General features: G+C 59.9%; 23 protein-coding genes and 1 tRNA gene. 7 read left to right on the top strand and 17 right to left on the bottom strand.

Going from position 1 to position 25795, the window contains the following annotated elements:
• Positions 1-99: 99 nt before the first annotated feature.
• Positions 100-555, bottom strand: coding sequence for a DNA polymerase III subunit chi (locus G5358_RS07740; RefSeq protein ID WP_421323906.1), 456 nt, complete (start codon positions 553-555; stop codon positions 100-102).
• A 174-nt stretch (positions 556-729) separates the two neighbouring features.
• Positions 730-2238 carry a leucyl aminopeptidase gene (gene pepA, locus G5358_RS07745; RefSeq protein ID WP_005336423.1) on the bottom strand — a complete coding sequence of 503 codons (1509 nt, stop codon included), beginning with the start codon at positions 2236-2238 and terminating at the stop codon, positions 730-732.
• 172 nt (positions 2239-2410) lie between these two features.
• Here pepA and lptF point away from each other — a divergent pair, with 172 nt between their 5' ends.
• Together lptF and lptG are read left to right on the top strand one after the other, a co-directional pair.
• The gene (gene lptF / locus G5358_RS07750) at positions 2411-3523 is read left to right on the top strand and encodes an LPS export ABC transporter permease LptF (RefSeq protein WP_216952704.1); all 1113 of its coding nucleotides are present in this window, start codon (positions 2411-2413) and stop codon (positions 3521-3523) included.
• A 25-nt stretch (positions 3524-3548) separates the two neighbouring features.
• Positions 3549-4619 carry an LPS export ABC transporter permease LptG gene (gene lptG / locus G5358_RS07755; RefSeq protein ID WP_216952705.1) on the top strand — a complete coding sequence of 357 codons (1071 nt, stop codon included), beginning with the start codon at positions 3549-3551 and terminating at the stop codon, positions 4617-4619.
• Between the two features lie 66 nt (positions 4620-4685).
• Here the strand turns inward: lptG and G5358_RS07760 are convergent, their stop codons facing one another.
• Positions 4686-5219 (bottom strand): RDD family protein, encoded by a 534-nt coding sequence (locus G5358_RS07760; protein ID WP_421323907.1) that lies wholly within the window; start codon positions 5217-5219, stop codon positions 4686-4688.
• A 143-nt stretch (positions 5220-5362) separates the two neighbouring features.
• Between G5358_RS07760 and G5358_RS07765 the strand changes: the two genes are divergently transcribed.
• Positions 5363-5448, top strand: a tRNA-Leu gene (locus G5358_RS07765).
• 237 nt (positions 5449-5685) lie between these two features.
• Here G5358_RS07765 and G5358_RS07770 read toward each other — a convergent pair.
• From G5358_RS07770 to G5358_RS07805, 8 genes are all read right to left on the bottom strand, one after another.
• Positions 5686-6309 carry a PepSY-associated TM helix domain-containing protein gene (locus G5358_RS07770; protein ID WP_421323908.1) on the bottom strand — a complete coding sequence of 208 codons (624 nt, stop codon included), beginning with the start codon at positions 6307-6309 and terminating at the stop codon, positions 5686-5688.
• 64 nt (positions 6310-6373) lie between these two features.
• The gene (locus G5358_RS07775) at positions 6374-8416 is read right to left on the bottom strand and encodes a TonB-dependent receptor (protein WP_120416099.1); all 2043 of its coding nucleotides are present in this window, start codon (positions 8414-8416) and stop codon (positions 6374-6376) included.
• A gap of 291 nt (positions 8417-8707) precedes the next feature.
• Complete coding sequence (locus G5358_RS07780; RefSeq protein ID WP_421323909.1) at positions 8708-9745, bottom strand: acyltransferase; 1038 nt, start codon at positions 9743-9745, stop codon at positions 8708-8710.
• A gap of 225 nt (positions 9746-9970) precedes the next feature.
• A complete protein-coding gene (gene pbpG / locus G5358_RS07785; RefSeq protein WP_042053464.1) occupies positions 9971-10882 on the bottom strand; it encodes a D-alanyl-D-alanine endopeptidase in 912 nt (303 codons plus the stop codon).
• Positions 10883-11140: 258 nt separating this feature from the next.
• Positions 11141-12607 carry a glutamate/gamma-aminobutyrate family transporter YjeM gene (gene yjeM, locus G5358_RS07790; protein ID WP_279490100.1) on the bottom strand — a complete coding sequence of 489 codons (1467 nt, stop codon included), beginning with the start codon at positions 12605-12607 and terminating at the stop codon, positions 11141-11143.
• A gap of 435 nt (positions 12608-13042) precedes the next feature.
• Positions 13043-13921, bottom strand: coding sequence for an EamA family transporter (locus G5358_RS07795; RefSeq protein WP_421323910.1), 879 nt, complete (start codon positions 13919-13921; stop codon positions 13043-13045).
• Positions 13922-13954: 33 nt separating this feature from the next.
• Positions 13955-14875: an ABC transporter substrate-binding protein gene (locus G5358_RS07800; protein WP_374809753.1), complete on the bottom strand. Its 921-nt coding sequence runs from the start codon at positions 14873-14875 to the stop codon at positions 13955-13957.
• 120 nt (positions 14876-14995) lie between these two features.
• Positions 14996-16051 (bottom strand): porin, encoded by a 1056-nt coding sequence (locus G5358_RS07805; protein WP_019444867.1) that lies wholly within the window; start codon positions 16049-16051, stop codon positions 14996-14998.
• A gap of 221 nt (positions 16052-16272) precedes the next feature.
• Between G5358_RS07805 and glpX the strand changes: the two genes are divergently transcribed.
• Both glpX and G5358_RS07815 read left to right on the top strand, forming a co-directional pair.
• Entirely contained in the window at positions 16273-17283 is a 1011-nt protein-coding gene (gene glpX, locus G5358_RS07810; protein ID WP_421230877.1) for a class II fructose-bisphosphatase, read from the top strand.
• Between the two features lie 153 nt (positions 17284-17436).
• Positions 17437-17688, top strand: a complete 252-nt coding sequence (locus tag G5358_RS07815; RefSeq protein ID WP_033115487.1) for a YkgJ family cysteine cluster protein — start codon at positions 17437-17439, stop codon at positions 17686-17688.
• A gap of 77 nt (positions 17689-17765) precedes the next feature.
• Here G5358_RS07815 and G5358_RS07820 read toward each other — a convergent pair whose 3' ends face one another.
• The 4 genes from G5358_RS07820 to hemC are packed head-to-tail and all read right to left on the bottom strand — an operon-like array spanning position 17766 to position 21646.
• Positions 17766-18929, bottom strand: a complete 1164-nt coding sequence (locus tag G5358_RS07820; protein WP_421323911.1) for a heme biosynthesis HemY N-terminal domain-containing protein — start codon at positions 18927-18929, stop codon at positions 17766-17768.
• 10 nt (positions 18930-18939) lie between these two features.
• The gene (locus G5358_RS07825) at positions 18940-19989 is read right to left on the bottom strand and encodes a uroporphyrinogen-III C-methyltransferase (RefSeq protein WP_005355191.1); all 1050 of its coding nucleotides are present in this window, start codon (positions 19987-19989) and stop codon (positions 18940-18942) included.
• The gene (locus G5358_RS07830; protein ID WP_421323912.1) at positions 19986-20720 is read right to left on the bottom strand and encodes a uroporphyrinogen-III synthase; all 735 of its coding nucleotides are present in this window, start codon (positions 20718-20720) and stop codon (positions 19986-19988) included. Before G5358_RS07830 ends, G5358_RS07825 begins: the two co-directional genes overlap by 4 nt.
• Positions 20717-21646, bottom strand: coding sequence for a hydroxymethylbilane synthase (gene hemC / locus G5358_RS07835; protein ID WP_139731431.1), 930 nt, complete (start codon positions 21644-21646; stop codon positions 20717-20719). Before hemC ends, G5358_RS07830 begins: the two co-directional genes overlap by 4 nt.
• Positions 21647-21969: 323 nt before the next feature.
• Here hemC and G5358_RS07840 point away from each other — a divergent pair, with 323 nt between their 5' ends.
• The gene (locus G5358_RS07840; RefSeq protein ID WP_421323913.1) at positions 21970-24489 is read left to right on the top strand and encodes a class I adenylate cyclase; all 2520 of its coding nucleotides are present in this window, start codon (positions 21970-21972) and stop codon (positions 24487-24489) included.
• A 63-nt stretch (positions 24490-24552) separates the two neighbouring features.
• Here the strand turns inward: G5358_RS07840 and G5358_RS07845 are convergent, their stop codons facing one another.
• Together G5358_RS07845 and cyaY are read right to left on the bottom strand one after the other, a co-directional pair.
• Complete coding sequence (locus G5358_RS07845; RefSeq protein WP_421323914.1) at positions 24553-25206, bottom strand: alpha/beta hydrolase; 654 nt, start codon at positions 25204-25206, stop codon at positions 24553-24555.
• On the bottom strand, positions 25203-25517 hold the full coding sequence (gene cyaY / locus G5358_RS07850) for an iron donor protein CyaY (RefSeq protein ID WP_158110378.1): 315 nt from the start codon (positions 25515-25517) through the stop codon (positions 25203-25205). The genes G5358_RS07845 and cyaY overlap by 4 nt, the downstream gene beginning before the upstream one ends.
• A 73-nt stretch (positions 25518-25590) precedes the next feature.
• On the opposite strand from cyaY, the gene lptM reads away from it, so the two are divergent.
• Positions 25591-25767: an LPS translocon maturation chaperone LptM gene (lptM, locus tag G5358_RS07855; protein ID WP_019444858.1), complete on the top strand. Its 177-nt coding sequence runs from the start codon at positions 25591-25593 to the stop codon at positions 25765-25767.
• The last annotated feature ends 28 nt before the right edge of the window (positions 25768-25795 follow it).

Genomic DNA, 25795 nt, shown 5'->3' on the forward strand with positions numbered 1-25795 from the left:
TGTTCGATGGCGTTGTGATTAAAAGTCTTTTCCATGGTCTCGCCGTAATCTGGATGGATGGAGTCTGGTGTTGATTCTTTATGGATCAATTGGTTGCAGTCAGGGCTGCGCCGGATCCGGTGCGGCAAGGACGGGCTGATCCCTCATTTCGAGGGCATGGCCTGCCTGGCGATAGTGCTTGTAGCGCTCGCGAGCTTGCTGCTTTTGTGTTTCGTCAGTGGGGACAAAATCTACCACTTGAGCGAAGTGTCCTGCAAACAAAGGTGTCGCAGTGGCCAGATTGATGAGGCGGGCGTAGCGCCGTTTCGGTGGCTGATAGCCGATCTCCACCGGGGCCATGCCGCTTTCGCCCTGCAACTGGTGCGGCACAAAGCGCTCCGGCGGCAATTGCCACAACAGTTCGTCCAGACGCAGGGCCTGGGCCTCATCGTTGCAGAACAGGTAGATATGGCCCGCCCCCCACGACTCGGCCGCGAGAGTGCAGGCCAGTCGCTCGACGGCGGAGGCCTGCGCGTTATCCTGTTCGCTCATCAGGTAAAAGGTCACTTGGCTCATCAGGTTGATCCCGTTTTGCGGTGACGGACTGTTGACCGCCTCATGAGGCTGACGGGGCGTTTCCCGTCCGCAGCTCACTGATTCAAGAATGAAACAAGGAAGAGGCGGGCCTCTTCCTTGTGGTTCAGGGTAACGCCAACCCTTCCGATGCAGCCATCGGCAGGGGCCGGAGAGTTACTCTTTCTCTTCGATATCCACGCCAGCCCGGTTCAGCAGGAACTGGGTCAGCAGGGGCACCGGACGACCGGTGGAGCCTTTATCCTTGCCACTCTTCCAGGCGGTCCCGGCGATATCCAGGTGGGCCCAGTTGTACTTCTTGGTGAAGCGTGACAGGAAGGCGGCTGCGGTGATGGTGCCGGCCGGACGACCGCCGATGTTGGCCATGTCGGCGAACGGGCTGTCGATCTGCTCCTGATACTCATCGAACAGCGGCAGACGCCATGCGCGATCACCCGCCTGCTCGGAGGCGTTGAGCAGCTCGTGGGCCAGCGGGTTGTGGTTGGCCAGCAGACCCGAGGTGTGGTGACCCAGCGCGATAACGCAGGCACCGGTCAGGGTCGCCACGTCGATCACTGTTTCCGGATCGAAGCGGTCCACATAGGTCAGCGCATCACACAGTACCAGACGACCTTCCGCATCGGTGTTGAGCACTTCGATGGTTTGGCCGGACATGGAGGTGAGGATGTCACCTGGGCGATAGGCGTTGCCACCCGGCATGTTTTCGCAGCCTGCCAGCACGCCGATGACGTTGATCGGCAGTTGCAGCTGGGCCAGCGCATGCATGGTACCGAGCACGGAGGCGGCGCCACCCATGTCGTACTTCATCTCGTCCATGCCGTCGGCCGGCTTGATGGAGATGCCGCCGGAGTCAAAGGTCAGACCCTTGCCGACCAGCACGATGGGCTTGGCATCCGGATGACCCTTGTATTCGATGATGGCCATCATGGCTTCGTTATCGGAGCCGCGGGCCACCGCCAGGTAGGAGTTCATGCCGAGCTCGGCCATCTCCTGCTCGCCCACCACCTTGGTGGTGATGTTGTCGTAGGCATCGGCCAGACGACGGGCCTGGGAGGCCAGATAGGCCGGGTTGCAGACGTTGGGCGGCATGTTCGCCACGTCGCGGCAGACCCGCACACCCTTGGCCACGGCCAGACCGTGAGCGATGGCTTTTTCACCAATGGTCAGTTCCCGACGCGTCGGCACGTTGAATACCAGCTTGCGCAGCGGGCGACGTGGCTCGGCCTTGTTGGTCTTGAACTGATCAAAGCTGTAGAGGCCCGCCTTGGTGGTTTCTACCGCCTGGCGCACCTTCCAATAGGTATCCCGACCCTTGACGTGCAGCTCGGTGAGGAAGCAGACCGCTTCCATGGAGCCGGTTTCGTTGAGGGTGGTGATGGTCTTGTTGATGATCTGCTTGTACTGGCGTTCGTCGAGTTCCCGCTCCTTGCCGCATCCGACCAGCAGTACGCGCTCGCTGAGCACGCCCGGTACTTGATGCAGCAGCAGCATCTGGCCTGGTTTCCCTTCCAGGTCGCCACGGCGCAGCAGCGAACTGATATAGCCATCGCTGATCTTGTCCAGTTGTTCGGCAACCGGAGAGAGGCGACGCGGCTCAAATACGCCGACTACGACGCAGGCGCTCCGTTGCTTCTCTGGACTGCCACTCTTTACACTGAACTCCATGGAATCTCCTACATCCTAAAGACAAAAGGCACCTTTTATTGAATAATGCGGTGCTTGTTGGGGTATCAGAGGCGGAGCGAACAGCCACAGGCTCCGCAGTTCAAACTGGTAAAAATCCAATATACGGCCCTATTTTTCAGGCATTCGACTAAAAACACAAGTTTACTTGGGAATGACTGTGATCGTTTTCCGATATTTGTTCAGGGAAACCCTGAAAACCCAGCTGGCAGTGTTATTCGTATTGCTGCTTATCTTTGTCAGCCAACAATTTATCAAGATCATCGGTGATGCCGCCGATGGCGAGGTGCCGACACGTCTGGTCTCCACCCTGCTGCTGCTCAACTTGCCCAATATGGCGCTGTTGATGCTGCCTATCAGTCTCTTTTTAGCCATTTTGTTTGCCCATGGTCGCCTCTACGCCGAAAGCGAGATGACGGTGATGCATGCGGTGGGTTTCAGCCACCGTTTCGTAATGCGCAGCGCCATGTTGCTGGCCTTGCTGACCGCTGCAGTCGCAGCGTTCAACACCGGCTGGATCGCCCCGCAGGCCAAGGAGCGAGAGTATCAGGTGATCGACGAGTTCAAGTCGGATCCGGGGATCTCTTTCCTGCAGGCGGGCCGCTTTATGGAGCTCGACAAGGGGCGCCTGGTTGCCTATATCCAGGATTTGAACGACAACGGCTCGAAGCTGCAGAAGATCTTCGTGCTGCAGCGGGCCGAAGGCAGCAACCCCCCTTCGGTGGTGGTGGCCAGCGAAGGGGTGGTGACGATCGATGAGAATGGTCTGCAGTGGCTGACTCTGAAGGATGGTTCCCGCTATGAAGGCAACTTCTCCGGCAAGCAGTTCCAGATCTCCGATTTTCGCGAGTATGGTCTGGTGATCCGTCAGCAGGAGATGGAGCGCTCCAACCGCAAGGCGGCGGCCAAACCCACCATGGAGCTGCTGGGTACCCAGGAAAACGACATGATGGGTGAATTGCAATGGCGTATCTCGCTGCCCCTCTCCATTCCGGTGCTCACCCTGCTGGTAGTTCCGCTGGCTCGGGTCAACCCCCGTCAGGGGCGCTACGCCAAGCTGTTGCCGGCCATCATGCTCTATCTCTCCTACTTCCTGCTGCTCAGTGCTGCCCGCTCGGCTATCGACAGTGGCCGGTTGCCCTACTGGCCGGGGATGTTCCTGGTTCCGCTCGGTTATCTGCTGTTTATTGGCCTGCCCCTCAATTTGCAGGGCACCAGCTGGTGGAACGGGGTAAAGAGCAAATATTTCATAAACAAATCAAAATGATGAAGCCACATAGGAACTACCGCTGATGTTTGGCATTCTCGATAGATATATCGGCAGGGTCATTTTTATGTCGATCCTGCTGTGTGAGCTCACGCTCGTTGGTCTTGCGGCGCTCATCAAGTATGTGGAACAGCTCAAGTCTGTCGGAGAGGGCAACTACGACATGCTCAATGCTCTCTACTATGTGTTGCTCTCCATGCCCAAGGAGGCGGTGCTCTTCTTCCCGCTGGCGGCACTGCTGGGCGGTCTGATCGGTCTGGGCCAGCTGGCGACCAGCTCCGAGCTGGTGGTGATGCAGGCGGCGGGCCGCTCCAAGATCAGTATTGTAATGGCGGCGCTCAAAACCGCGATCCCGCTGATGATCCTGGTAGGACTGATGGGGGAGTATGTGGCCCCTGTCGCCAAACGGATGGCGGATGATATCCGTGCCGGTGCCATGTCGGAAGGGCGGCTTACCGTCTCGGCCTACGGGGTGTGGGCACGGGATGGCAACAACTTCGTTAATATCAACGGGGTGCGCAACGATGGTGCCCTGACCGGCATCACCCTCTATCGTTTCACCCCCGAGCGCAAGCTGATCGACGTGGTGCAGGCACGGGAGGGGGTATTTGAAAGGCATCACTGGCTGCTCAAGCAGACGCAGGTTACCCGCTTCGACGACCCGGCTCAGATCCGCAGTGAAGAGCACGACAAGATGGAGTGGAGCTCGGAGCTGACGCCCAAGCAGCTGGGGGTGGTGAGTATCGACCCCGAGAATCTCTCGGTCTCCGGTCTGCTCGACTACATCGGTTACCTGGACGCCAACAAGCAGGATGCCGGTCGCTACAAGCTGGAGATGTGGCGCAAACTGCTGTCACCGCTCTCGGTGGTGGCGATGATCCTGCTGGCCTCTTCTTTCATCTTCGGCCCGTTGCGTTCGGTGAGCATGGGGGCGCGGATGCTGATGGGGATCATGACCGGTTTCGCCGTCTATGTGAGTGATCGGGTGTTTGGCCCCATCAGTCTGGTCTATGCGGTACCGCCCATTCTGGCGGCTGTCGCGCCCAGCCTGCTGTTTGGCGGCATCTCCTTCTACATCCTCAGCCGCAAGCAGTAATTCACACGTGGTAATACAAAGAGGGCACCTGCTGGTGCCCTCTTTCGTTATTGCATTGATCCGGTATTACTTGTTCAACAATTCCAGATTGGCCTCTTTGCTCAGCACAATCACTTCGCATTCGGCCCAGATATCCTGGAACGCCCGTGGGCGCTTGCGGTTGAACAGGCACATCAGGTTGCCCAGACCAAAGGCGGCAGTGGCGAGACGGATCAGCGCCTGGGTAATACGGATATGGCTGCCATCTTCGTTCTGAATGCGCAGCCGCCAGGCGCGCATGCCGACGGTCTGGCCAGCGCGGGTCCAGAACCAGGTGTAGAAACCGCAGATGACGAAGGCGAGCCACAGGGTGTAGATCAGGCTCAGGGGGTGGCGGGTCAGCAACCAGACGGTATCTTCACCCGCCGGTACGCTTGCCATGCCGGTGATCAGCAACAGCTTGGCGACCCCCATGCCGATAAAGCCGGCGATGATCAGCAGCGAAGTCACCACCAGCGCATCATAGATCAGGGCGCCGAGGCGACGCAGCAGACCTGCTGACGGGTATGGCTGAGTGGCGGGAGAGGGGGATTTTTGTTGGACTTTTTTAGGCTTGGCCATCGTTTTTATTCCATTAAGATGATGGCGGCATTCTATGTAACTGGCCCCGCATCGGCAAGGCGTTGAATAAATGAACAAACGGGAGTGTTCAATCGAAAAACACCTTGCATGGCATCGCGCCATTCGTATAATCCCTCGCAGTTGCCCGGGTGGCGAAATCGGTAGACGCAGCGGATTCAAAATCCGCCGGTGAATAACCGTGTCGGTTCGAGTCCGACCCCGGGCACCATCAAATTCATGACAAAAGGCCATCAGCAATGATGGCCTTTTGTTTTTTAGCGTTCCTGCACATTGGAGCGTTACTGCTGAGTAGGCAGTACTTCCCGTTACCTCTTGGTATCCCTTCTCTTTTCCCGCTCTCCGTTATTTCCTTTTCTTGATATAGCCGCTGACGGCATCGCCGCCAGCTGACTGTTTCTATTGCTTTTTTTTCATGTCTTGCGGCGCATGAAACATGCTGGTTGCGCTATCCCAGCAGGGCAAACAGCAGGGTCCCGAGGGTACCTGCGAGCGTCAGCACTATGATGGCTCTGGGTGTGCCGTGCAGCTTGGTCCACATAAACAGGCTGGTGAGGGCCAGCAGCAGCAGGGCCAGGGCGGCGATATCGCCAAACAGCTGCCAGCCGAGGCCGGTACCCATGCCGCGGTGCAGCCGGTTGAGGCTGGCGGCAAAGTTGGCTTGCTGCAGGTCGGTATGTACCAGCAGAGTGCCCTCGACATAGCTGGCGGCCACGCTCTGGCTGAGGGTGACGCCGCGCATCTCCCACTTGGCGGGTATGGTGAGCTGGCCGTTCGGGGTGGGCAGTGTCTGGGCCGGGGTGATCATGGTTCGCCCGTCGGCAAAGGTATCGGGATAGCGCTGTTGCAGCAGGCTTTTCAGCTGCTCCGGGCTGGCGAGCGGCGCCTTGAGCACTATCTCTTCACTCGATTTGTCGGTGTGGGGGCCGGGAATGGGCAACACGGCACGGTGTTGCAGCCAGAGACCGGTGATGCCGTACATCAGCATCAGGGCGAGGGTAAAAAAGCCGGCCCAGGCATGGAGGCGGCGTACCCATTTGTTGTTGTGAAGGGGAACTCTTCTGCGTTTCATCGTGGTTGCTTCATAAAAAAACTGGCCAGCAGGGGCTGGCCAGTCGGGGTGGTTGTCACAGAGATCAGAAACGGTAGGTACCGGTCAGGCTCAGCTGACGGGGTGTGCCCGGCATGATCTGGGTGGCACTGGTGGCGCTGACGAAGTACTCGTGGTCAGTCAGGTTCTCGGCGCTCAGCTCGGCTTCCCACTGTTGCCAGCGATAACCGGCGCGCGCATCGAAGCGGGCGTAACCGGGCAGTGTGGTGGTGTTGGCGTTGTCGGCAAAGCGATCGCCCACCGCCGTCACGCCGGTTTCACCGAACCAGCCCTGCTCACCACTCTTGTAGCCGAGATAGAACTGGCCATTCTGGCGGGAGACGTTCATCGGGCGCTTGCCCTGCAGATCCGCATCCGCCTTGACCTGCTCCGCATCCTGAATGGCGAAGCCGCCACGCAGATAGATCTCGTCGGTCAGCTCGGCGCGGGCGCTCAGTTCGACCCCTTCGGTACGCTGCAGGCCGGTGAGGATCACCTTGGTGGGATCCAGCGGATCCTTGGTGCGCTTGTTGTACATCTCCAGTCGATAGAGGGAGAGAGTGGTCGCCAGCTTGCCGTTCAGCCAGTCACTCTTCACCCCACCTTCGTAGAGGCGGGTGTGCTGGGGTTCCAGCCCGTTGTTTTTGTCGCCCGGGGTGATGCCGATCAGCTCGCCGCCCACCGGAGTGAAGGTCTTGCTGTAGGAGGTGTAGAAGGCGTGATCCTCGAGGGGATTCCACACCAGACCGAGGCGCGGGCTCAGGCTGTTGACCGAGACGCTCTCCTCCTTGTTGAGGTCGTAGCGGCGACTGGTGACGGTGAAGTCGTCACGGCGCAGCCCGCCCACCAGATGCCAGTCACCCAGGCTGAGCTGATCCTGCAGATAGAGGCCATTGCCGCGCACCTTGTGTTTGGCGTCGCTGGAGAGCTTCATGGCGCCATTGTAGGTAGGCAGTGAGCCCGGGTCGTAGAGGTTGCCGGACGGGATGGCGGTGGCGTTCTGGTAGAGCTTGGGTGTGCGCTCCTGCCAGTTCTGCTCGAAGCCGGCCAGCAGGCGATGTTCCACCGGGCCGGTCTGGAACAGACCTTCTGCCTCGGTGTTGCTGATCAGGTTCTTCGCTTTCAGATCCTGCTGCCAGCGGGAGCGGGTCACCTGATCCCCTTTGACGCTGGTGACATAGGTGTTGTCAAACTGGCTGTCGAGGGTGGAGTAACCGAGCTGCTGGCGCAACTGCCACTGATCGTTGATATCCCAGGAGAGGCGTGAGCGGGTGGATTGTGCCACGTCATCGATGAAGTCGCGGCTGGTATCGCTGTAGACATACTCTCGCGGCACATCGGCCGGACGGCCATTGACCCCGGGAATGCCGCGATCCGGGGTGCGGTCATGTTCGTTGCGCTCGTACTGCACCAGCCAGTTGAGGTTGTCGCTGATCTCCCAGTTGGCGGAGGGGGCCAGCAGGGTGCGCTTGCTCTTCACGCCGTTGCGGAAGCTATCTTTGTCCTCTTGCGCCATGTTGAGGCGCAGTTGCACCTGCTCACTCGCCTCGCCATTGAGGTCGGCGGCCAGTCGCTGACTGTCAAAGCTGCCGACCCGGGCGGTGACGCTGGACTCCTGCCCTTTTTGCGGCTTCTTGCTGACCCGGTTGACGATGCCCCCCGTGCTACCGCGGCCGTAGAGCACGGCAGCCGGGCCCTTGAGCACTTCCACCCGCTCGATGTTGCCGAGATCCCGGGTGTACTGCATGTCGTCGCGGAATCCGTCGAGATAGAAGTCGTTGCTGGCGCTGAAGCCGCGGATATTGACCCCGTCGAAGCGGGTATCACCGCTTGCGTTGACCCCGGGAATGCCGCTCAGGGCTTCACTCAGCGTAGGTTGGCCGAAGGCGGTCAGCTCGCTGACCTTGACGCTGTCGATGGTCTGGGGAACCAGCTTGGCTGGCGTATTGGTACGGGTTGCGGTGGCAACTTCCTGATGCTGGGAGCGTTTGCCAACCACAGTCATGGTTTCATCGGTGGCCTGGGCAGTGAAGCCGGTGCCCAGCAGTGCCAGCGAGACCAGCGTTCTGCGAAAGTGAGGGTGCTGCATATTCAATATTGACTCTTTGGATGTCGACCTGACGGCTCGAACATATTGATTTAATTATAATTAGCCTGACCCGCTTAAGCGGGATGCCAATGATATTGATTTTCATTTGTCTGGCAAGGTGAAAATGGAGGGGGCTTTGGGTGCGTGTTGTGTGGTCGGCAGAGCTCGGCTGAAAAGCAGAGCCATTACAGCAAACCGCGAGAACGAAGCGAGGGAGAAGGGCGTAGCGGAAGAAAAAGGTGCGAAATGTGAAGCGATATCCGGCCCGATAGGACGGGCCGGATATCGGACTCAGCGAGAGCTCAGCAGTCGGCGGGTGAGGGGGATAGTCGCCAGCAGGCGATAGACCAGCAGAGACGATCCCAGCAGCAGCGGCACCTTGGCGATCTCCCACAGGATGGATGCGGCCTGCGGGCCAAACACGAAGAGCCAGACCACCAGCATCATGTGCAGGCAGTAGATCCCGAGCACTTTGGGGGCCTGACGTTCAAGCCAGCTGCCCTTGCCCCACTCGGGGTTGGCCAGCAGCAGTCCAAATAGGCCGAGAGCCCAGGGAAGGGAGCCGAGCAGGAAGTCGTGGCGGGTGAGCGGCACTGCGGCAAAGTGCTGCAGCGCCCAGGCTTCACAGCCATAGAGCGTCACGCCCGCCAGCAGCAGTTGCCAGCCGGTGCGGGCATCGGGCTGCCACTGACGCTGGCGCAACAGGGCCCCGAGCGCCACAAACAGCAGGGAGAAGAAGGGGCCGTTACGGGTGAGCAGTGGCCACTCGGCGCCCAGCAGCGGCTTGGCATAGGAGCCCCCCAGCAGCGCCAGCAGGTAGAGGCCAAGACCCAGCCAGAGGGTGAGCTCTGGTCTGCCAAGCCGGTAGCAGAGTGCCAGCAGGGTCACCGCCATGATCAGGGCTGGCAGGAACCAGAGGTGGATCATGCCGCCCACCAGCCAGCCATTGAGGGGGTCGCCGAGCTGGAATTGCCACTGCCCGCGCAGGGAGGTCAGATAGCCTTGCTGCACGGCATCCAGCGGATTGAACGGCACCAGCAGGTAGAGCAGACTCCATACCAGCCAGAGCAGCAGCAAGGGGTGGCAGTAGCGCCAGGCCACGGTCAGCGGCGCTTCGCGGCTCAGTCTCGGCTGCAGAAAGTAACCGGCACAGAGGAAAAACAGCGGCACGGCAAAGCGGCATAACTGGTTGATGGTGCCGCTCAGCCAGAGCCAGGATCCACTTCCCCACAGGGCGGGATTGAACGGATTGGCGAAGGGGGATACGTGAATGGTCATCACGGCCAGAATGGCCAGTACCCGCCCGCACTCGATACTGGAAATGCGCATGGTGGCTCGTCGTTACAGGGGTTGTGATGGCACGCTAAAATTCTTGCTGCCAGGTTACAACCAATTGATTCTATTAGTGTGAATCACGCTGTTGAGTAGTTACGTTTTGTAACGGGATGGCGGAAGGTGTTACCTGTAGCGGGAACTGGATCCCATTTTTTGGGCGCGCTCATGCAGATAAAAAAAAAGCGAGGCAGGTGCCTCGCTTGGTTGGGGATCTCGAGCTTACTGGTGAGTCAGCATGCTGCTCTGGTTGGCTGCCAGGGTGGTTCTGCCCGAGCTCTCCAGCCAGGTTTTGATCCGCTTGGCATCGGCGACCCTATCGTTGGTGGTCTCGGCATTGAGCAACACCATGATCACCGGCTCACGATTGACCTTGGTGCCCAGCACCAGACAGCGGCCCGCTTCGCGGATATAGCCGGTCTTGGAGAGGGTGAACTCCCATTGCCCTTCGCGGATCAGCCGGTTGGAGTTGAGGTAGTGCAGCTGACGCTTGTTGGTGCGCACATAACTCTGCTCGTCGGTGGAGTACTGGCGGATCAGCGGATAGGAGGCCGCTGCGGCGGCGAGCTTGGCGAGATCCTGCGCGGTGGAGACATTGCGCGGGTTGAGCCCGGTGCTGTCTGCATAGTGGGTATTCCACATCCCCAGCATGCGGGCTTTGGCGTTCATCGCCTCGACAAAGGCGCGCTGACCGCCGGGATAGTGGCGGGCCAGTGCCGAGGCGGCACGGTTTTCAGAGGACATCAGGGCGATATGGAGCATTTCGGCGCGGCTGAGCCTAGAGCCGATGGCCAGGCGTGAACCGGTTCCCTTGATGCGGTCGATGTCGGCATTGGTCACGGTGAGCATTTCGTTGAGGCGCAGGTTGGCATCCAGCACTACCAGCGCCGTCATCAGCTTGGTGAGTGAGGCGATGGGCATTACCCGGTTGCCGTTGCGCTCGGAGATCACCTCGCCGGTTCTGTGGTTGGCCACCACGAAGGCAGCCGAGCTGAGGTTGGGCACATCCCGTCGCTCGAGAAAGCCGCTGCTGCTCTTGCTGCTGGCGGAAAAGGGGTTGGCATGGGCACTGTCCATAGTGGCCGGCAGCATTACTGCGCCAAGCAACAGGGGAAGGAGGGAACGCATCATCATGATCAGCTCTACCGGACGAAATACAGGGATATCTCGCTAAGTTATATGTCGTGAACTGGCGCTTCACAATCATTCTCACCTTGATATTGATAATTTACGGCGTTGAGCGTGCTCTGACGGCGAGGAGAGCGTAAAAGAGGTCTCCATAGAGTCTTTTTTGCATTGAAACTATGGACTGGCCGTGATGGCGAGCGGAAGCCGGCGCTAAAAAAATCGGGACCAGAACGGTCCCGATTGGCATGGAGCATTGCCTGCCGGTTAGTGGGCATCTTCCTGCTTGATCTTGAAGCGCATGGCGATCACCACGAACAGCAGCGGGCCAATGATGGTCCAGACGCCGGTGGAGATATCGCCGGAGATAAAGGGGGCGACCACGGTAAAGACGTTGCCGAAGGCGACCAGGATCAGGCTGATGATGGTGGCAAGCAGTACCGAGCCCGCGCTCTTGAAGAAGATCAGGTCCTTGCCCAGCGCCGGGTTGTTGCGATAGCGATACCAGGCGTAGATGAGGAACATGTAGGGCAGGGTCATGCCGACGTTGGTCATGGTGATGATCAGCTCGTAGAGGGCGGCGGCCCCTTCCGGGTTGATCAGGGTAAAGATGGACTTGGCGGCAATGAACAGACAGACCACCCAGGCTTGCACCTTGAGGGCTTCAATCCGCACGCCATTCTCGTTCTCGCGTTGGAAACGCTCCGGCCAGAAGTAACTCGGGGTGCCGGTGATGAACTGGCGCAGTGGCGCGTAGGAGAGGGCGATAAAGGCACCCAGATAGCTCAGGAACATGCCAAGGCCAGCAAAGCGCATGAATAGCTGCCCCAGCCACTCGCCACCGAGATGGCGCCCCAGCTCCAGCATGATGATGAAGAGGGCGGAGAGAGAGGTGATCCCCTCGGCCGGGAAGTCGCTCCAGCGCATGATTGAGCCGACCGCCAGAAAGCCGATGATGTAGCAGAGCACGATGAAGGCGCCGGAGAGGAAGATGCCGCGCTTGAGGTCGCGCTCCGGATCTTCCAGCTCGTCAGCCACCCCGGCCATCGCCTCGACCCCGCCGTAGGCGAAGATGGCGAACACCATAAAGCCGAGGAAGGGGATGATGTCGTTGAAAGCGGCATTGGGAGAAGCCGTCAGCGATGCCTGGGTGAAGGGTTCCTGCAGAGTCATGCCGCTCACCGCGAAGGTGAAGACGCCACCGACCAGCAGCAACACGTTGAGTGCCACCACGGAGAGGCCGCCGATGGCCGCCACTTTGGCGAAGCGGGCGCTGCCCAGAGTGATGAGCTTGGTGACGGTGGCAACCAGCGCGATGGCGACCACACCCAGAATAAAGGGGCCAAAGTCGATGCCGGTGCCCAGGGTGACGGGGATGACGGTGATGTCGCGGCCAAACAGCATGAAGGAGAGGGGCACCCACATGGAAAGCGCCTTGCCAAACATCCAGATGACGTAGGAGGCGAACCACATGGTCAGACCGATAAAGGCAAATCGGGTCGAGACCGAGTGGCGCATCCAGGTAAAGATGCCGCCCGCCTCTTTGCGAAAACCGGTACCAAACTCAATCATCATCAAAATGAACGGGATGAAGAAGAACAGACCGCCGATCACGAACATCGGAATGGCGGCATATCCCATTCGGTAAAAACCGATCCCGATATTAGTGACGCCAAATACCGATGTTAATATCATCAATATAAAGGCGCCCAACTTCAGCTTTTTTGCTGACATATTAAAAACTCCCTGATGGTGCTGGATTTAAAATAATCAAAAATTAAACAGACGAAACTGGGCCCATTAATAACGCGGTAGCGCCATGCCATCCTGCTGTGGTGGGCGCGATCGGGTCATCTCTGACCGGGCTGGCTTACCCGTCAGGCGGTCAATGAATGTATGGACGGAGCGGCATGGTCTGTGCCATGCGCGGTATTGGTCAGCGTTGCCGAAAATTAACTGTGAACGATTTTATCATTAATGCTGCTTGGCAGGTAAGTTTCCCGAATGAAGCTGTGGTTGAAATAAACAGACCTGCCAGTTAATTGATACGTTGCGGATGTAAACATTTACGCCCGGGCCGACACTTATTTCCATTATTGGTATTCGGCATATTTGGCGGAATGAATTACGCCATCCTGTCAGATAAATCTGCACCAATGGCGACAGCGCTTATCCTCCCAGCCGGGTCAGCAGCACGCCGCCGGTGATAATGGCCGCCGCCGTCAGCCGCATGCGCCCGAGCGGCTCTTTCAGCAGCCAGACCGAGAGCAGCATGGCAAACAGCACACTGCTTTCGCGCAGAGCCGCGACCACGCCAATGGGGGCTTGGGTCATGGCCCAGATAACAATCCCGTAGGCGAGCAGTGACATGGCACCTCCTGCCATTCCCGCCATCGCATGACGACGGATCTGGCGCCATGCGTTGCGTTTCTGGTGGACGAGCAACACCAGCAGCATCGCCAGCCCGGTACAGGCAAAGAGCCAGAGGGTGTAGCGTACCGGTTCACCCCCTGCGCGGGCGCCGGCTCCATCCGAGAGGGTATAGGTCGCCGTGAACATGGCCGTGATCAGTGCAGCCCGAACTGCCTTGCTGTCAAGGCGCTGCTGCCCGCCTCGCCAGGCCATCAGCAAGACCCCCATGACCAGCACGCAGGCGCCGATGATGCCGCCGTAACCGGGGTAGTCCCCCAGCAATATGGCACTTAACGCCATGGCGAGCAGCGGGGCACTGCCACGGGCCAGCGGATAGATCTGGCCAAAATCGCCCTGATTGTAGGCATGACTGAGAAACAGGCAGTAACCGATATGGAGCAGGACTGAGAGGCCGAGCCAGGGCAGCTCGGCAGCAGAGGGAAGCCCCATGGGGAGCAGCGCCACGGCGGCGATAAGCCCTGAGAAGATCGCCACCAGTGACACGCCCACCAGCCGCTCTTCGCCAATTTTGACTAGCGCATTCCAGCTGGCGTGAAGCAGGGCTGCCAGCAGAACGGCAAAAAAGACGGTGGTGCTCATGGGAAAGGACTCTCGGGCGATGGGGGTCAACAGCATACCCGCCCGGAGCCTGATTGGCCGAGATCTTTATCAAGGCTTCGGCTTTGTGGGGCTCTCCTCCTGCGTGGTGGCGTTACCCAGCTGCCCCAGCACCAGTTTGGGATGGGGGTCGGTCTGCAGCGGAATATCCTGCAACTCTGTTCCCTGCTGATGGCGATGGATGATCCCGGCGGCCATCTTGCCCAGCGCCTCGTAGCTGCTGATGGTGCCAACGCTGCAGCCGTGTTCGACGAACAGCTCGGCGCTGCAGATGGTAGGGATGGCAGCTGCGTTGAGTGCATTCAGCAAACGGGGGGCGATGGAGAGCAGATAGCTGTCTGCGGCCAGAAAGACGATGTCGTTTTTGGCATCCTGTTGCAGCCGCTTCAGTTCGTTGTCCAGCCGCCGTGGGTCAGGGGCCATTCGCCAGGTGACCATCTGCCACTGGTAGCGTTTCGCTTCATTGAGCAGCATATCGGCCACCAGCAGGGTGTTCTGCTCACGGGGATTGAAGGGCAGCAACAGCCGTTTGCCGGTGGCCAGGTGCTCGCTGGCGTTGGCCAGTTGCAGCGCCATCGGCACCATGTTGCTTACTCCGGCCACCATGCTGTTCTGGGCTTTATCTTCCGAGAGGATATCTGCCCCGACCGGATCGGAGACCACATTGAAAATCAGAGGTTTGCGGTTGGCCACCAGACTCTTGGTCATGGTGGTGGCGGTGGTGCCAAAGGTGTAGATGTAGTCGTATTCGGCCAGTTTCGGTAGCATCTGCTGGCGCAGCATGGTTGCCAGCGCCGTACGATCCTGATCGGCGTTATAGGTGGTGATGGTGGCCTGATAGCCAAGGCGGGTCAGCTCTGCCCGAAAGCCCGCTTCGGCTGCGGTTTCACCGCGCCACAGCACCATGGCGATAGAGAGGGCGTGAGCGGGAAGAGCCAGCAGCAACAGCAGGACGAAAAGCAGCCTGACCATGATCATCTCTCCGGCGATACATCTACTGTTGAGCCTAGGCCACTTTCTCCGGTCGTGAGCGACGCTTAGCAAAAAGCGCGATGGCAAGCCATCGCGCTTTGGGGATCCGCAAAACCTCGATTAGAAGTCGTAGCGGGCAGCCAGCTGGAAGTCATCCTTGACGTTGAGCTTGCCGCTCTCCTTGCTGTCCAGATTGTTGATACGGTATTCGCCAATCACCCGCAGGTTCTTGTTGAATTTGTACTGGGCACCCAGGGTGTAGTAATCCACGTTGTCTTTCTTGATGCCAGCCTTGTCCTGCTCCTGTTTGTTCCACAGGGCCATCAGACCGAAGCCGTTCTCGAAATTGTAGCCCAGCGCGGCTTCCCAACCGGTGTGATCGGTGCCGGTCGCCAGGAAGTCGCTGCCATCGGCATAGCTCAGGGCGGCGTAGGCGGCCTTGTTGTCGAACTTGGCGGAGATCAGCCACAGCTTGGCATCTTCTTCACCGCTCTTGTCGCGGATACCGACGTTGTAGGCGGTACCCAGTGACAGGTTGAACGGGAAGGTATAGGCCACGGCAGCACCGTAGGCGGCGTCGCTATCCTTGCTGGTGGTCTCTTCGGTGTCACCACCGTCGAACTTGTAGCTGGTGTCGAGCTGGAAGCCATTGAACAGGCCGGAGTATTTCAGCACGGAACCGGCGCGGTTGGTGGCGAAGGTGTCGGTCTTGGCGCCCAGCGCTTCGTTGCCGTAGCCGTCGGAGAGGGAAACATCAGTCCAGTCGGCCAGGAAACCCGGGGCCCCTTTCTGGCGACCGAAGGTCACGGTGCCCCAGTCAGCGCCGACACCGGCGAACGCCAGACGGGTGCGCAGGTTGTCGGAGTTCTCGCTGATGGTCTTCTCGCTGTCATTGATATACATCTGTACTTCGTACTGAGCCAGAGCCTTCAGGCCGCTCTGGATCTGGGTCTCGGCCTTGGCGCCGAAACGGACAAACTGGTTGGCACCCTGTTTGTCGCTGTATTCGCTTTTCGGTTTGCCGCTGGCATCCAGTTCCTTCTTGTCACCAAAGAAGTGGCCAGCGTAGATACGGCCATAGAGATCCAGCATGGAGGTGTCATTTTTGTACACTTCAACGGCTTGAGCCTGGAAGGCTGCGGTGAGAGCCAGTGCCACTACAGTCAGCTTTTTCATCTTAATCCCTTGTGGTGTTGCAAGCTTTTGTTTTGAAAACGGGGTCATGCTAGGCAGCGTGGATGACAGCGGGGTGACAGTTGGATGAAGAGTCGATGGCAATTGGGTTGCAATTGGATGAATTGGCTACATTCTTGCTCGCAGCGGCTACTTTTGTGCGCAAAGGTTTGCCCTTGTGGTAGAATGCCGCCCGTTTTCGAGCTCCATAGGTTGGATATGCGATGAGACGTGAACTGGCAATCGAGTTTTCCCGAGTGACGGAAGCGGCTGCACTGGCTGGCTACAAGTGGCTCGGACGTGGTGACAAGAATATCGCTGATGGGGCGGCCGTAGCGGCCATGCGCCACATTCTCAACCAGATCGAGATCGATGGTGAGATTGTGATCGGCGAAGGTGAAATTGATGAAGCGCCGATGCTCTATATCGGCGAGAAGGTTGGTACCGGACACGGCGACGCGGTGGATATCGCGGTCGATCCCATCGAGGGTACCCGCATGACCGCCATGGGTCAGGCCAACGCGCTGGCCGTGCTGGCGGTGGGCGACAAGGGTTCTTTCCTGAAAGCGCCTGACATGTACATGGAAAAGCTGATCGTCGGGCCCAAGGCCAAAGGCGCCATCGACCTGGATCAGGCTCTCGAGCTGAACCTGAAGTCCGTGGCCAAGGCGCTGGGCAAGCCGCTCTCCCGTCTGACCGTCATTACCCTGGCCAAGCCGCGTCATGACAAGGCAATCAAGGAGATGCAGGGTCTGGGCGTGCGCGTTTTCGCCATTCCCGATGGTGACGTCGCAGCCTCCATCCTCACCTGTCTGCCGGACAGCGAAGTGGACATGCTGTACGGCATTGGCGGCGCACCGGAAGGGGTGATCTCCGCTGCGGTGATCCGCGCGCTGGATGGCGATATGCAGGCCCGTCTGGTGCCGCGTCACCGGGTCAAGGGCGACAGCCCCGAGGTGATCGCGCTGGGTGAGCAGGAGATTGCCCGCTGCGAAGCGCTCGGCATCGACGTCAACAAGGTGCTCAAGCTGGAAGACATGGCGAAGAACGACAACGTCATCTTCTCCGCCACCGGCATCACCAAGGGTGATCTGCTGGACGGCATCACCAGCGATGGCGTGATGGCGACCACCGAGACCCTGCTGATCCGTGGCAAATCGCGCACCATCCGCCGTATCAAGTCGATCCATTATCTGGAACGCAAAGACAGCGTGGTCCGCGACATCATCCTGTGATGATGGCTCTGCCCGCCATGCGGTAGTGAATCAAGCCCGATCGCCTCGCGGTCGGGCTTTTTGCTGCCTGCCCTCTACGTTTGTCATCTGGCCTGGGCTATGGTGGCAGAGAGTCCGACAGTGCAGGTTGATCCTGTGACAGGAGTGGGTTGTATGGAGTGTCGTTCCGGTTGCGGTGCCTGTTGCATCGCTCCCAGTATCAGCAGTGCCATCCCCGGTATGCCCGATGGCAAACCGGCTGGCGTCCCCTGCATCCAGCTTGATGCGCGCCTTGGCTGCAAGATCTTCGGTCAGCCCGAAAGGCCGGCGGTATGTGGCGGCTTTCGTCCGATGGCGGATGTGTGCGGTAGCCACCGCGCCGAGGCCATCTGGCTGATTGGCGAGCTGGAGCGGCTTACCACCTGACGAGGGCTGGGCAAAGAGATAAAAAAAGAGGCCGCATTGTGCGGCCTCTTATCTTTTTGCTGTTTGTAGTCTGAGGATCAAATCCCTGCCAGTTCCAGTGCCTGACGGTAGTACTCATTGGCCTTGTTGGTAAGGCGGCGCTTGTCCATCAGCTGGCCGAGGGCGTGGTAGGCGGCGGCGCTCGGCGCCCGCACCACCTCCTGCTCCAGCAGCTTCTGGGCATCATCCAGTTGGCCTGCCAGCAGATAGAGCTGGGCCAGTGCAGTGTCCACTTCCGGTTGCCCCTGCTGCTTTTGCAGCAGCGCCAGCAGCGGCTGGTAGCTGTCGAGTTTCAGCTTGGGCAGGCGAGCCAGCAGCTGCGGCATCGGCTGTTTGCGCAGCGCCTCCTGCCACAGGGTGGCGGCTTCGCCGTCGGCACCCAGCTGGCGCAGCAGATCGCCGTAGCAGGCCAGCAGTTCTGGCTCGAGGCGCAGCTTGCGCGGCAGATCCTGCCACACCGCCTTGAGGGTCTCGAGGCTGCCGGCAGCCTGTTGCAGGCGACCAGACCAAGCCTGTTGCAGCAGATCTTCTTCCTGTTTCGGGGTCAGCTTGCCCACCTTGTGCAGGCTGGGAATAAGGTCGCACAGGGCGCTCCAGTCCTGACGGGCCAGATGTACCTGACGCAGCTGGTCCAGCACCATGGGGTGGCGCGGGTTGAGGGCGTAGACCGACTCCAGCATCGCCAGCGCGGTATCGTACTGTCCCTGCTCGATTTGCAACTGGGTCTGGGTCAGGGTGAGCGCCAGCTCGGCTTTGGGATTTTCCTCCTGCGCTTTTTGCAGGTATTGATCCCGGCGGGCGTCGTCACCACGGGCCTGTGCCGCCTTGGCGGCGCTCAGGTAGTTGAGCAGCGGGGTGTCGCTGTTGCTGGCCCCCTTGATCATCAGCTTTTCAGCCTGACTGTAGTGCCCTTCGGCCATCGCCAGGGTGGCGGCGACGGTCTGTTGATTGGCCTTGCGGCGGCGGCGCGAGCCGTACCAGCCGAGGGTCTTGCGGCGCAGGCCGAATACCCGTCCCAGCAGCCACTCGACGATCAGCAGGGCGCCGTAGAACAGCACGGCCAGGATCACCGCGCTGGTGACGGAGGATTCGATGGTGTAATTGCCAAGGGCAATCAGCACATAGCCCTTGTTACCGGAGGCTTGCGGGCCAAAGATCAGCCCTGCGACCATCACGGCAACCAGAATGATTATACGGATCATGGTGCCCTCCTCAGCTGCTTGCCAGAATGCGTTGCAGGCGTTCGGTCAGCACCTGCTCCAGCATGGCCTGGGTCTTGAACTGGGCCGGATAGTCTATCTGGATCTGCTCACCCTTGAGCTTGTCGATCTCGCCCTGCATGTAGCGGGTGGCGCTGTTGTCGGTGTCGAAATACTGGGTCAGCCAGCGCTGGGCCTTGTCCAGGCTGTCTTCGTAGAGCGCCTGCTGCTCGCGATAGACGGAGAGCTGGGCCTGCAACAGCTTGGTTTTGAGGTTTTCACGCAGGAAGATCTCCTGCTGCGGCGAGAGCAGCGCCTCGACCGCGCCATCGCGGCGACGGATGGTGACGAAGTTCTCGGTGAACTTGACCCAGTTTTTCTTCAGGTTGCTCTCCCACTCGTCGGGATTGGCGCTGACCGCCTGATCCGGCTCGGCCTTGGCTTCCGGCATGCTGACGGTGGAGAGGGGCAGCAGCTCGATCTGATCTGAGAGCGCGGCCAGCTTGAGGGTCAGCCCCTCGCGATCGATGCGCGGCATCCCCTTGAGCTTGGCGATATCCTCGGCCAGCGCCTTGCGGATCGGCATCAGGCTGGGGTCGTTGAGGGCGGCGATCCGCTCGTCGGCATTGCCGAGCAATGTGATGGCGGAGACGAGGTCATGCTCCAGCCACAGTTTGCGACCCGCCATCCGAACCAGATACTCGGATTCGGCCAGCATCCAGTCGTTGGGGCGTTTATCGTTGAGATCCAGTACCCGGTTCTGCAGACCCTGCATCTCCCCTTGCAGCCGCTGCTGGGTTTGATCCAGCGCGGCCAGCTGCTCGGCATCCTTGCTGCTGGTCTGGTCGATCTTGCTCAGGGCGCTCGCCAGCTGCTGCTTGAGCTGGGCCAGTTCGGCTTGCTGGGCCACGGCATTCTTGTGACCGTGCAGATAGAGACCGCCGGTCAGGCCAAGGGCCAGCAGGATGGCGACCCCTCCCAGTACGGCACCGGAGCGGCTCTTGCTGCCATTGACCGCAGCGGTCGGCTGGGGTTTTACCTGGGATTCTTGTTGTTCTGTCATTCCATCTTCCTCAGTTCCAGTGCGGCCGTCAGGGCCTGGTTGGATGCACCTTGGGCAATCGTGATATGGATAAAGCCCGCAGCACTGGCCATCTCGGCCACGCGCGGGCTGGGGACCACCAGCAGGCGGTCAAAAAGCCAGGGCCGCTGGTGGTCGGGAACCAGCTCCAGCAGCCGTTGCAGCAGTTCACCACTGGTAATGAGCAGGCTGTCCAGCCCCGCTGCCTGCCAGTGGCGGGTCAATCTGTCCCCGTCTAGCTCGGGGTAGTGGCGCTCATAGGCCGCACAATAGTGCACCAGAGCACCGCGTGAGGCCAGTGTGCTGGCGATGAGATCCCGCCCGCCATTGCCGCGCAGGATCAGCACCCGTTTGCCTGCTACCTGCTGCAGGGCGGGCAGGGCCAGCAGCCCTTCGCTGCGCGGGTCATCCGGGCAGCTTGCCGTGATGCCGATGGCGTCAAACGCATCTGCGCTGGCCTGACCCACCGCAAAGTACTCAATATGTGGCCAGGTCTGACCAGTTTGCAACAGAAAATCGTGTGCAAAATGAACGGCATGGATGCTGACGGCGATAACCGCGTCAGCACTGCGCAGCAGGTCGGGCAGGAGAGGGAGTTCGCTGCCCGCCACGGTTTCCAGCAGCGGGCAGCAGAGTGGTGCATGGCCGTGCTGGCGCAGCAACTGCACCAGCTCGGCGGCCTGGGCGGCCGGACGCACCACCAGCGGGATCATGTGCGGTAGACCTCGGCGAGGATCTCGTCGGCACCGGCGGCCAGCAGGCGCTGGGCCAGTTGCTCGCCGAGGGCCTCACCATCGGCCAGTGGGCCGCGGATCTCGTCGCGGATCACCTGGCTGCCATCCGGGCTACCCACCAGACCACGCAGCCAGATCTGCTCGCCTTCGACCAGTGCGTAGGCACCGATGGGGACCTGACATCCCCCTTGCAGGGCGCGGTTCATGGCGCGTTCGGTCAGCACCCGGGCGCGGGTCTCGGCGTGTTCCAGCGGCGCCAGCAGGGCGTGCAGCTCGTGATCGTCGAGACGGCATTCGATGCCGACAGCCCCCTGACCGTTGGCCGGCAGGCTCTGCTCCGGCTCGATAAAGGCGGTGATGCGGTGCGCCATCTCCAGTCGTTTCAGACCGGCGGCGGCGAGGATGATGGCATCGTACTCACCCGCATCCAGCTTGGCGAGGCGAGTGTTGACGTTGCCACGCAGGTCGCGGATCACCAGATCCGGGCGGGCGGCGCGCAGCTGGCACTGGCGGCGCAGGCTGGAGGTGCCGACCACGGCCCCTTGCGGCAGTTCGGCAATAGCCTTGAAACGGTTGGAAACGAAGGCGTCGCGGGGATCTTCCCGCTCGCAGATAGTGTGCAGACCAAGTCCCTCGGGGAACTCCACCGGCACGTCTTTCATGGAGTGAACGGCGATATCGGCCCGCCCTTCCAGCATGGCGGTCTCCAGCTCCTTGACGAACAACCCCTTGCCACCGACCTTGGCCAGCGGGGTATCGAGGATCTTGTCACCCTGAGTGCTCATGGGCACCAGTTCGACCTGCAACTGCGGGTGCAGGGCTTCGAGCCGGTCTTTGACAAAGTTGGCCTGCCACAGGGCCAGAGGGCTCTTGCGAGTGGCAATTTTCAGGGTTCGGGCTGCCATATCAATCAGTTGTTTCATTTTTAGAAGGAAATCGATATTACCACCCTTTGCCCGGGCTTTCATGGCGGAGCCGGCAAAAGCGGGGCCAAGCTCAAAAATGCATGCTGAAAATGATTTTCATTAAGCAAGGGGTGTTGATTAATTCATTGAATGTATTGGAATTTAATGATTTCCCCTGATACTTGATGTGGTCATACCAGAAATAATCTGGCGTTTAGCTGAAGGCTTGTTTACCACCGCTGTTTGCATTGTTAACATGATCACACTTTTTTGACGTATCCCCCTTTTGGTGCGTCATTTTCACTTAGGTGATAGGCAGGGCATTGCAGGAACACATCGATACGCTGGTTGCGCGTTATGACGACATTACCCGTCTCAAGACGCAGCGGGCGTTAGGCCTCATGAGTCGCTATGGGCAGCAGGTATTCCAACTGCTGCCTGTCATGCTGCACTTCAATCATCCCCTGCTGCCCGGTTATGTCTCCGGTGATGTCCCTCATGGCATCTGGAGCTTCAGCGCCACCGCCGAGCAGCAAGCCTTTATCGATGACCTCTGCCGCAACGCCAACTGTCAGAGCGGCCTTGCCACCCATGATCGGGCCATTCAGGGGCTCTACTCCATGGGCAGCACCTCCTCCATCGGTCAATGCTGTCACTCCGATCTCGATATCTGGGTCTGCCACGTGGCCGGTTTGTCGCAGGAGCGGCTCGATCTGCTGGAGCTGAAGTGCCAGCAACTCTCCAAGTGGGCCGAACAGCGCGGGGTCGATCTCAACTTCTTCCTGATCCCGGAAGACAAGTTCCGCCAGACCAACGATGCCCAGATGCAGGGGGAGAGCTGCGGCAGTGCCCAGCACCTGCTGCTGCTCGACGAGTTCTACCGCAGTGCCATGCGTATCGCGGGCAAACGCTTGATCTGGTATCTGGTGCCCACCGAGTGTGATGATCACTACGATGCGTATGTGAACGAGCTGTTCGAGAGCGGCAAGCTCAAGCAGGACGACTGGCTCGATCTCGGCAGTTTTGACCGTATTCCGGCCGAAGAGTATTTCGGCTCCGCCCTGTGGCAGCTCTATAAGGGGATCGACTCTCCCTACAAGGCGGTGCTCAAGTCGGTGCTGATGGAAGCCTACTCCCACGAGTATCCCAACACCCGCCTGCTGTCGATGATTGGTCGCGACTGGTTCCAGCACAACGAGGGGATGCACTACCGGCTCGACAACTATTGTCTGATGCTGGACAAGGTGACCAACTACCTCAAGTCCATCGGCGACATGGCGCGGCTCGATCTGGTGCGCCGCTGCTTCTACCTCAAGGTGTGCGACGGTCTCAGCCATCCCAAGGATGATCACTCCCCCGAGTGGCGCCGCGAGCAGATGAGCCAACTGGTCTCCTACTGGGGTTGGAGCCAGGATAAACTGTACCACCTCGATCATCGCCACGAGTGGAAGGTCGAGGAGGTGAAGATCGCTCACGCCGAGCTGCTGGAAGCCCTGATGCAGAGCTACCGCAACCTGATCCAGTTCGCCCGCCGCAACAACATCAGCGAGTCGATCAACCCGGAAGATATCGGCATCCTGTCGCGTAAACTATACGCCGCGTTCGAGAGCCTGCCGGGCAAGGTGCAGCGGGTGAACCTCAAGATAGCGCCAGATCTGAGCGAGCCGGATCTCAGCTTCGTGCAGGTGCCCCACGGTCGCCTCAACCGCGCCGGTTGGTATCTATACAAACATTCGCTGGAGCCGGTGGACATCATTGGTCGCGCGCCGCTCGAGTTCAACGGCTACATCAGCAAGCTGGTCTCCTGGGCCTACTTCAACGATCTGCTGACCCCCCAGTCGCGGGTGCACCTGTTCAATCAGGGCTCGGATCTGCACATCGACAATCTGCACCAGTTCTGCCGCGATCTCTCCGGCTGCTTCCCCGAGAAGTACCCGCTGGCCACCAACCTGGCGCTCAGTCGGCCGTGCGAGATCCGTCAGCTCTCCATCTTCCTCAACCTGGAGATGGACCCGACCAGCCACTGGGTCGGTCAGGTGATCGAATTTGACGCCAACACCGTGGATGTCTTCTCGTTTGGTCGCAATCAGGAGTGTCTGGTGGGATCTGTAGATCTGGTCTACCGCAACTCCTGGAGCGAGATCCGTACCCTGCACTTCCAGGGGGATGAAGCTGTGGTCGATGCCCTCACCACCATCCTCGGCAAGATGCATCAGGATGCCGCCGCCCCCGAGATGATCGAGGTGTTCTGCTATAGCCAGCACTTCCGATCTCTGGTGCGCTCCCGTTTCCAGAAGCTGGTGGCGGAGTGTATCGATCTGCGCCTTGCCCGCGACAAGCAGCAGCTAGTCAAGACCATGGCCCTTGGCCGCGAGAAGTACGGCATCTTCTTCGAGCGGCGCGGGGTGTCGGTGAAGAAGCTGGAGAACGCCATCGATTTTTACCGTCACATCTCCCACAACAAGCTGGATCACCTGCCGCTGCGGCTCGACAAGACCCACAGCCAGCATCTGCCGAGCATAGTCGATGCCTACGCCAGCGAAGGGTTGGTGCAGTTCTTCTTCGATACCCGGGATGCGGGCACCAACATCTACATCCTCGATGAGGCGAACCGGGTGGAGATCTACCAGCACTTTGCCGGCAACAAGGATGAGCTGGTGGCGGGGGTCAACCGCTTCTACACCTCCAACCACGAGCGGTTCAGCGATGATGGTCAGTTCATCAACTTCAACCTGCCCCAGTACTACGAGATAGTGCAGCAGGGGAGCGAGCTGGCAGTGATCCCCTATCGCAGCCAGGGAGCTCCGCGTGAGCAGGTGTCACCCACTCGTGATGTCGGGTGACCCGCGAGGGTAAGTCGCCATAAAAACGGCCTGCAGATGCAGGCCGTTTGCTTTTGCGGTTGCTCAGGCGCCGAGGCGGGCCAGCAGCCAGCTGCGAATGTCGCCCAGCTGCGGACGGCAGATCTCGTGACGCATTGGGTACTCGTGCCACTCGGGGGCGAGCCCGGCAGCTTCAAGCCGGTTCTTGGCATCCCAACCGAGCGACAGGCTCACCACATCGTCATAGATGCCGTGCATGTAGCAGATGGACAGTGTGCGAGCAGCCTCGCTCATCTCGCCGAGCAGCTTGTCTGGGGCTGCCAGATAGGTGGACATGCAGAGCAGGCCCGCCAGCGTTGTCTGATAGCGCAGCGCGGTGAAGGAGGCAATCACCCCGCCCTGAGAGAAACCTGCCAGCACGATATGCTCGGGGGAAAACCCGTCGGCCACCAGCTGATCGAGCAGGGCGGCAATCTGGTCGGCCGATTCACGGACATGGGACTCCACGGCCCGCTCGGCGGGATCCTCGAAGCTCTTGATGTCGTACCAACCGCGCATCTTGTAGCCCATGTTGATGGTGATGGGGCGCTCGGGGGCATCCGGCAGCAGGTGACGCACCGGCAGCTCGGCGGGCAGATCCAGCGCGTCCACCAGCGGGGCGAGACCTGCGCCGGAATCACCCAGCCCGTGCAGCCAGATCACCGCGTGACGGGCGCCCTGCGGGTGCAGGTCGATCATGGAAACATCACCTCTTCACCCGCCTGGGCGGAGCAGGATTGGCTCAACAGCGCCTTGAGCTCGTGGCCGAAGCGGTTGTCGATCCAGGTGTCACCCTGCAGTTCGAAGTGGAAGCCGTTCTCGCGGGTGGCGACCCAAATCTGGTGCAGTGGCTCCTGCTTGTTGATGATGACCTTGGTCTTGTTCTCGAAAGAGAGGGTCAATACGCCACCGTTGCGTTCGCAGTCGATATCCGGATACCCCTCGTCGAGCGTGTCTTCCACATATTGGAAAAAGGCGTCGGTCAGGGCGTGATACTCGTGATCCTTCATCGGTTTATCCTGTTGCTTTTAACAATGTGAGTGCGATTATAGAGGGCCAAAAATTTTTTCGCAGCGAACCATTATGATCACCCAGTTCACCAAGTGTCTGCTTGCCACTCTTCTGTCCCTCGGGTTGGCCGCGTGCGGTCTGAAGGGGCCGCTCTATATGCCGCCCCCCGAGCAGCCACAGAGCCAGAGTACACCGCAAGCAGCGCCGCCTGCGACCACTGAGGCTGCCACCGAGGCCGCGCCGCACTAATGCCGCACCCATTCTAGGAAGGAACCGC

The sequence above is a fragment of the Aeromonas sp. 604176 genome, from assembly GCF_049170755.1.
Taxonomy (GTDB): domain Bacteria; phylum Pseudomonadota; class Gammaproteobacteria; order Enterobacterales; family Aeromonadaceae; genus Aeromonas; species Aeromonas veronii_A.

Coding starts and splice junctions, on each gene's coding strand:
- G5358_RS07740 (WP_421323906.1), bottom strand. CDS start 555: ATGAGCCAAGTGACCTTTTACCTGATGAGCGAACAGGATAACGCGCAG.
- pepA (WP_005336423.1), bottom strand. CDS start 2,238: ATGGAGTTCAGTGTAAAGAGTGGCAGTCCAGAGAAGCAACGGAGCGCC.
- lptF (WP_216952704.1), top strand. CDS start 2,411: ATGACTGTGATCGTTTTCCGATATTTGTTCAGGGAAACCCTGAAAACC.
- lptG (WP_216952705.1), top strand. CDS start 3,549: ATGTTTGGCATTCTCGATAGATATATCGGCAGGGTCATTTTTATGTCG.
- G5358_RS07760 (WP_421323907.1), bottom strand. CDS start 5,219: ATGGCCAAGCCTAAAAAAGTCCAACAAAAATCCCCCTCTCCCGCCACT.
- G5358_RS07770 (WP_421323908.1), bottom strand. CDS start 6,309: ATGAAACGCAGAAGAGTTCCCCTTCACAACAACAAATGGGTACGCCGC.
- G5358_RS07775 (WP_120416099.1), bottom strand. CDS start 8,416: ATGCAGCACCCTCACTTTCGCAGAACGCTGGTCTCGCTGGCACTGCTG.
- G5358_RS07780 (WP_421323909.1), bottom strand. CDS start 9,745: ATGCGCATTTCCAGTATCGAGTGCGGGCGGGTACTGGCCATTCTGGCC.
- pbpG (WP_042053464.1), bottom strand. CDS start 10,882: ATGATGATGCGTTCCCTCCTTCCCCTGTTGCTTGGCGCAGTAATGCTG.
- yjeM (WP_279490100.1), bottom strand. CDS start 12,607: ATGTCAGCAAAAAAGCTGAAGTTGGGCGCCTTTATATTGATGATATTA.
- G5358_RS07795 (WP_421323910.1), bottom strand. CDS start 13,921: ATGCTGTTGACCCCCATCGCCCGAGAGTCCTTTCCCATGAGCACCACC.
- G5358_RS07800 (WP_374809753.1), bottom strand. CDS start 14,875: ATGGTCAGGCTGCTTTTCGTCCTGCTGTTGCTGCTGGCTCTTCCCGCT.
- G5358_RS07805 (WP_019444867.1), bottom strand. CDS start 16,051: ATGAAAAAGCTGACTGTAGTGGCACTGGCTCTCACCGCAGCCTTCCAG.
- glpX (WP_421230877.1), top strand. CDS start 16,273: ATGAGACGTGAACTGGCAATCGAGTTTTCCCGAGTGACGGAAGCGGCT.
- G5358_RS07815 (WP_033115487.1), top strand. CDS start 17,437: ATGGAGTGTCGTTCCGGTTGCGGTGCCTGTTGCATCGCTCCCAGTATC.
- G5358_RS07820 (WP_421323911.1), bottom strand. CDS start 18,929: ATGATCCGTATAATCATTCTGGTTGCCGTGATGGTCGCAGGGCTGATC.
- G5358_RS07825 (WP_005355191.1), bottom strand. CDS start 19,989: ATGACAGAACAACAAGAATCCCAGGTAAAACCCCAGCCGACCGCTGCG.
- G5358_RS07830 (WP_421323912.1), bottom strand. CDS start 20,720: ATGATCCCGCTGGTGGTGCGTCCGGCCGCCCAGGCCGCCGAGCTGGTG.
- hemC (WP_139731431.1), bottom strand. CDS start 21,646: ATGGCAGCCCGAACCCTGAAAATTGCCACTCGCAAGAGCCCTCTGGCC.
- G5358_RS07845 (WP_421323914.1), bottom strand. CDS start 25,206: ATGATCGACCTGCACCCGCAGGGCGCCCGTCACGCGGTGATCTGGCTG.
- cyaY (WP_158110378.1), bottom strand. CDS start 25,517: ATGAAGGATCACGAGTATCACGCCCTGACCGACGCCTTTTTCCAATAT.
- lptM (WP_019444858.1), top strand. CDS start 25,591: ATGATCACCCAGTTCACCAAGTGTCTGCTTGCCACTCTTCTGTCCCTC.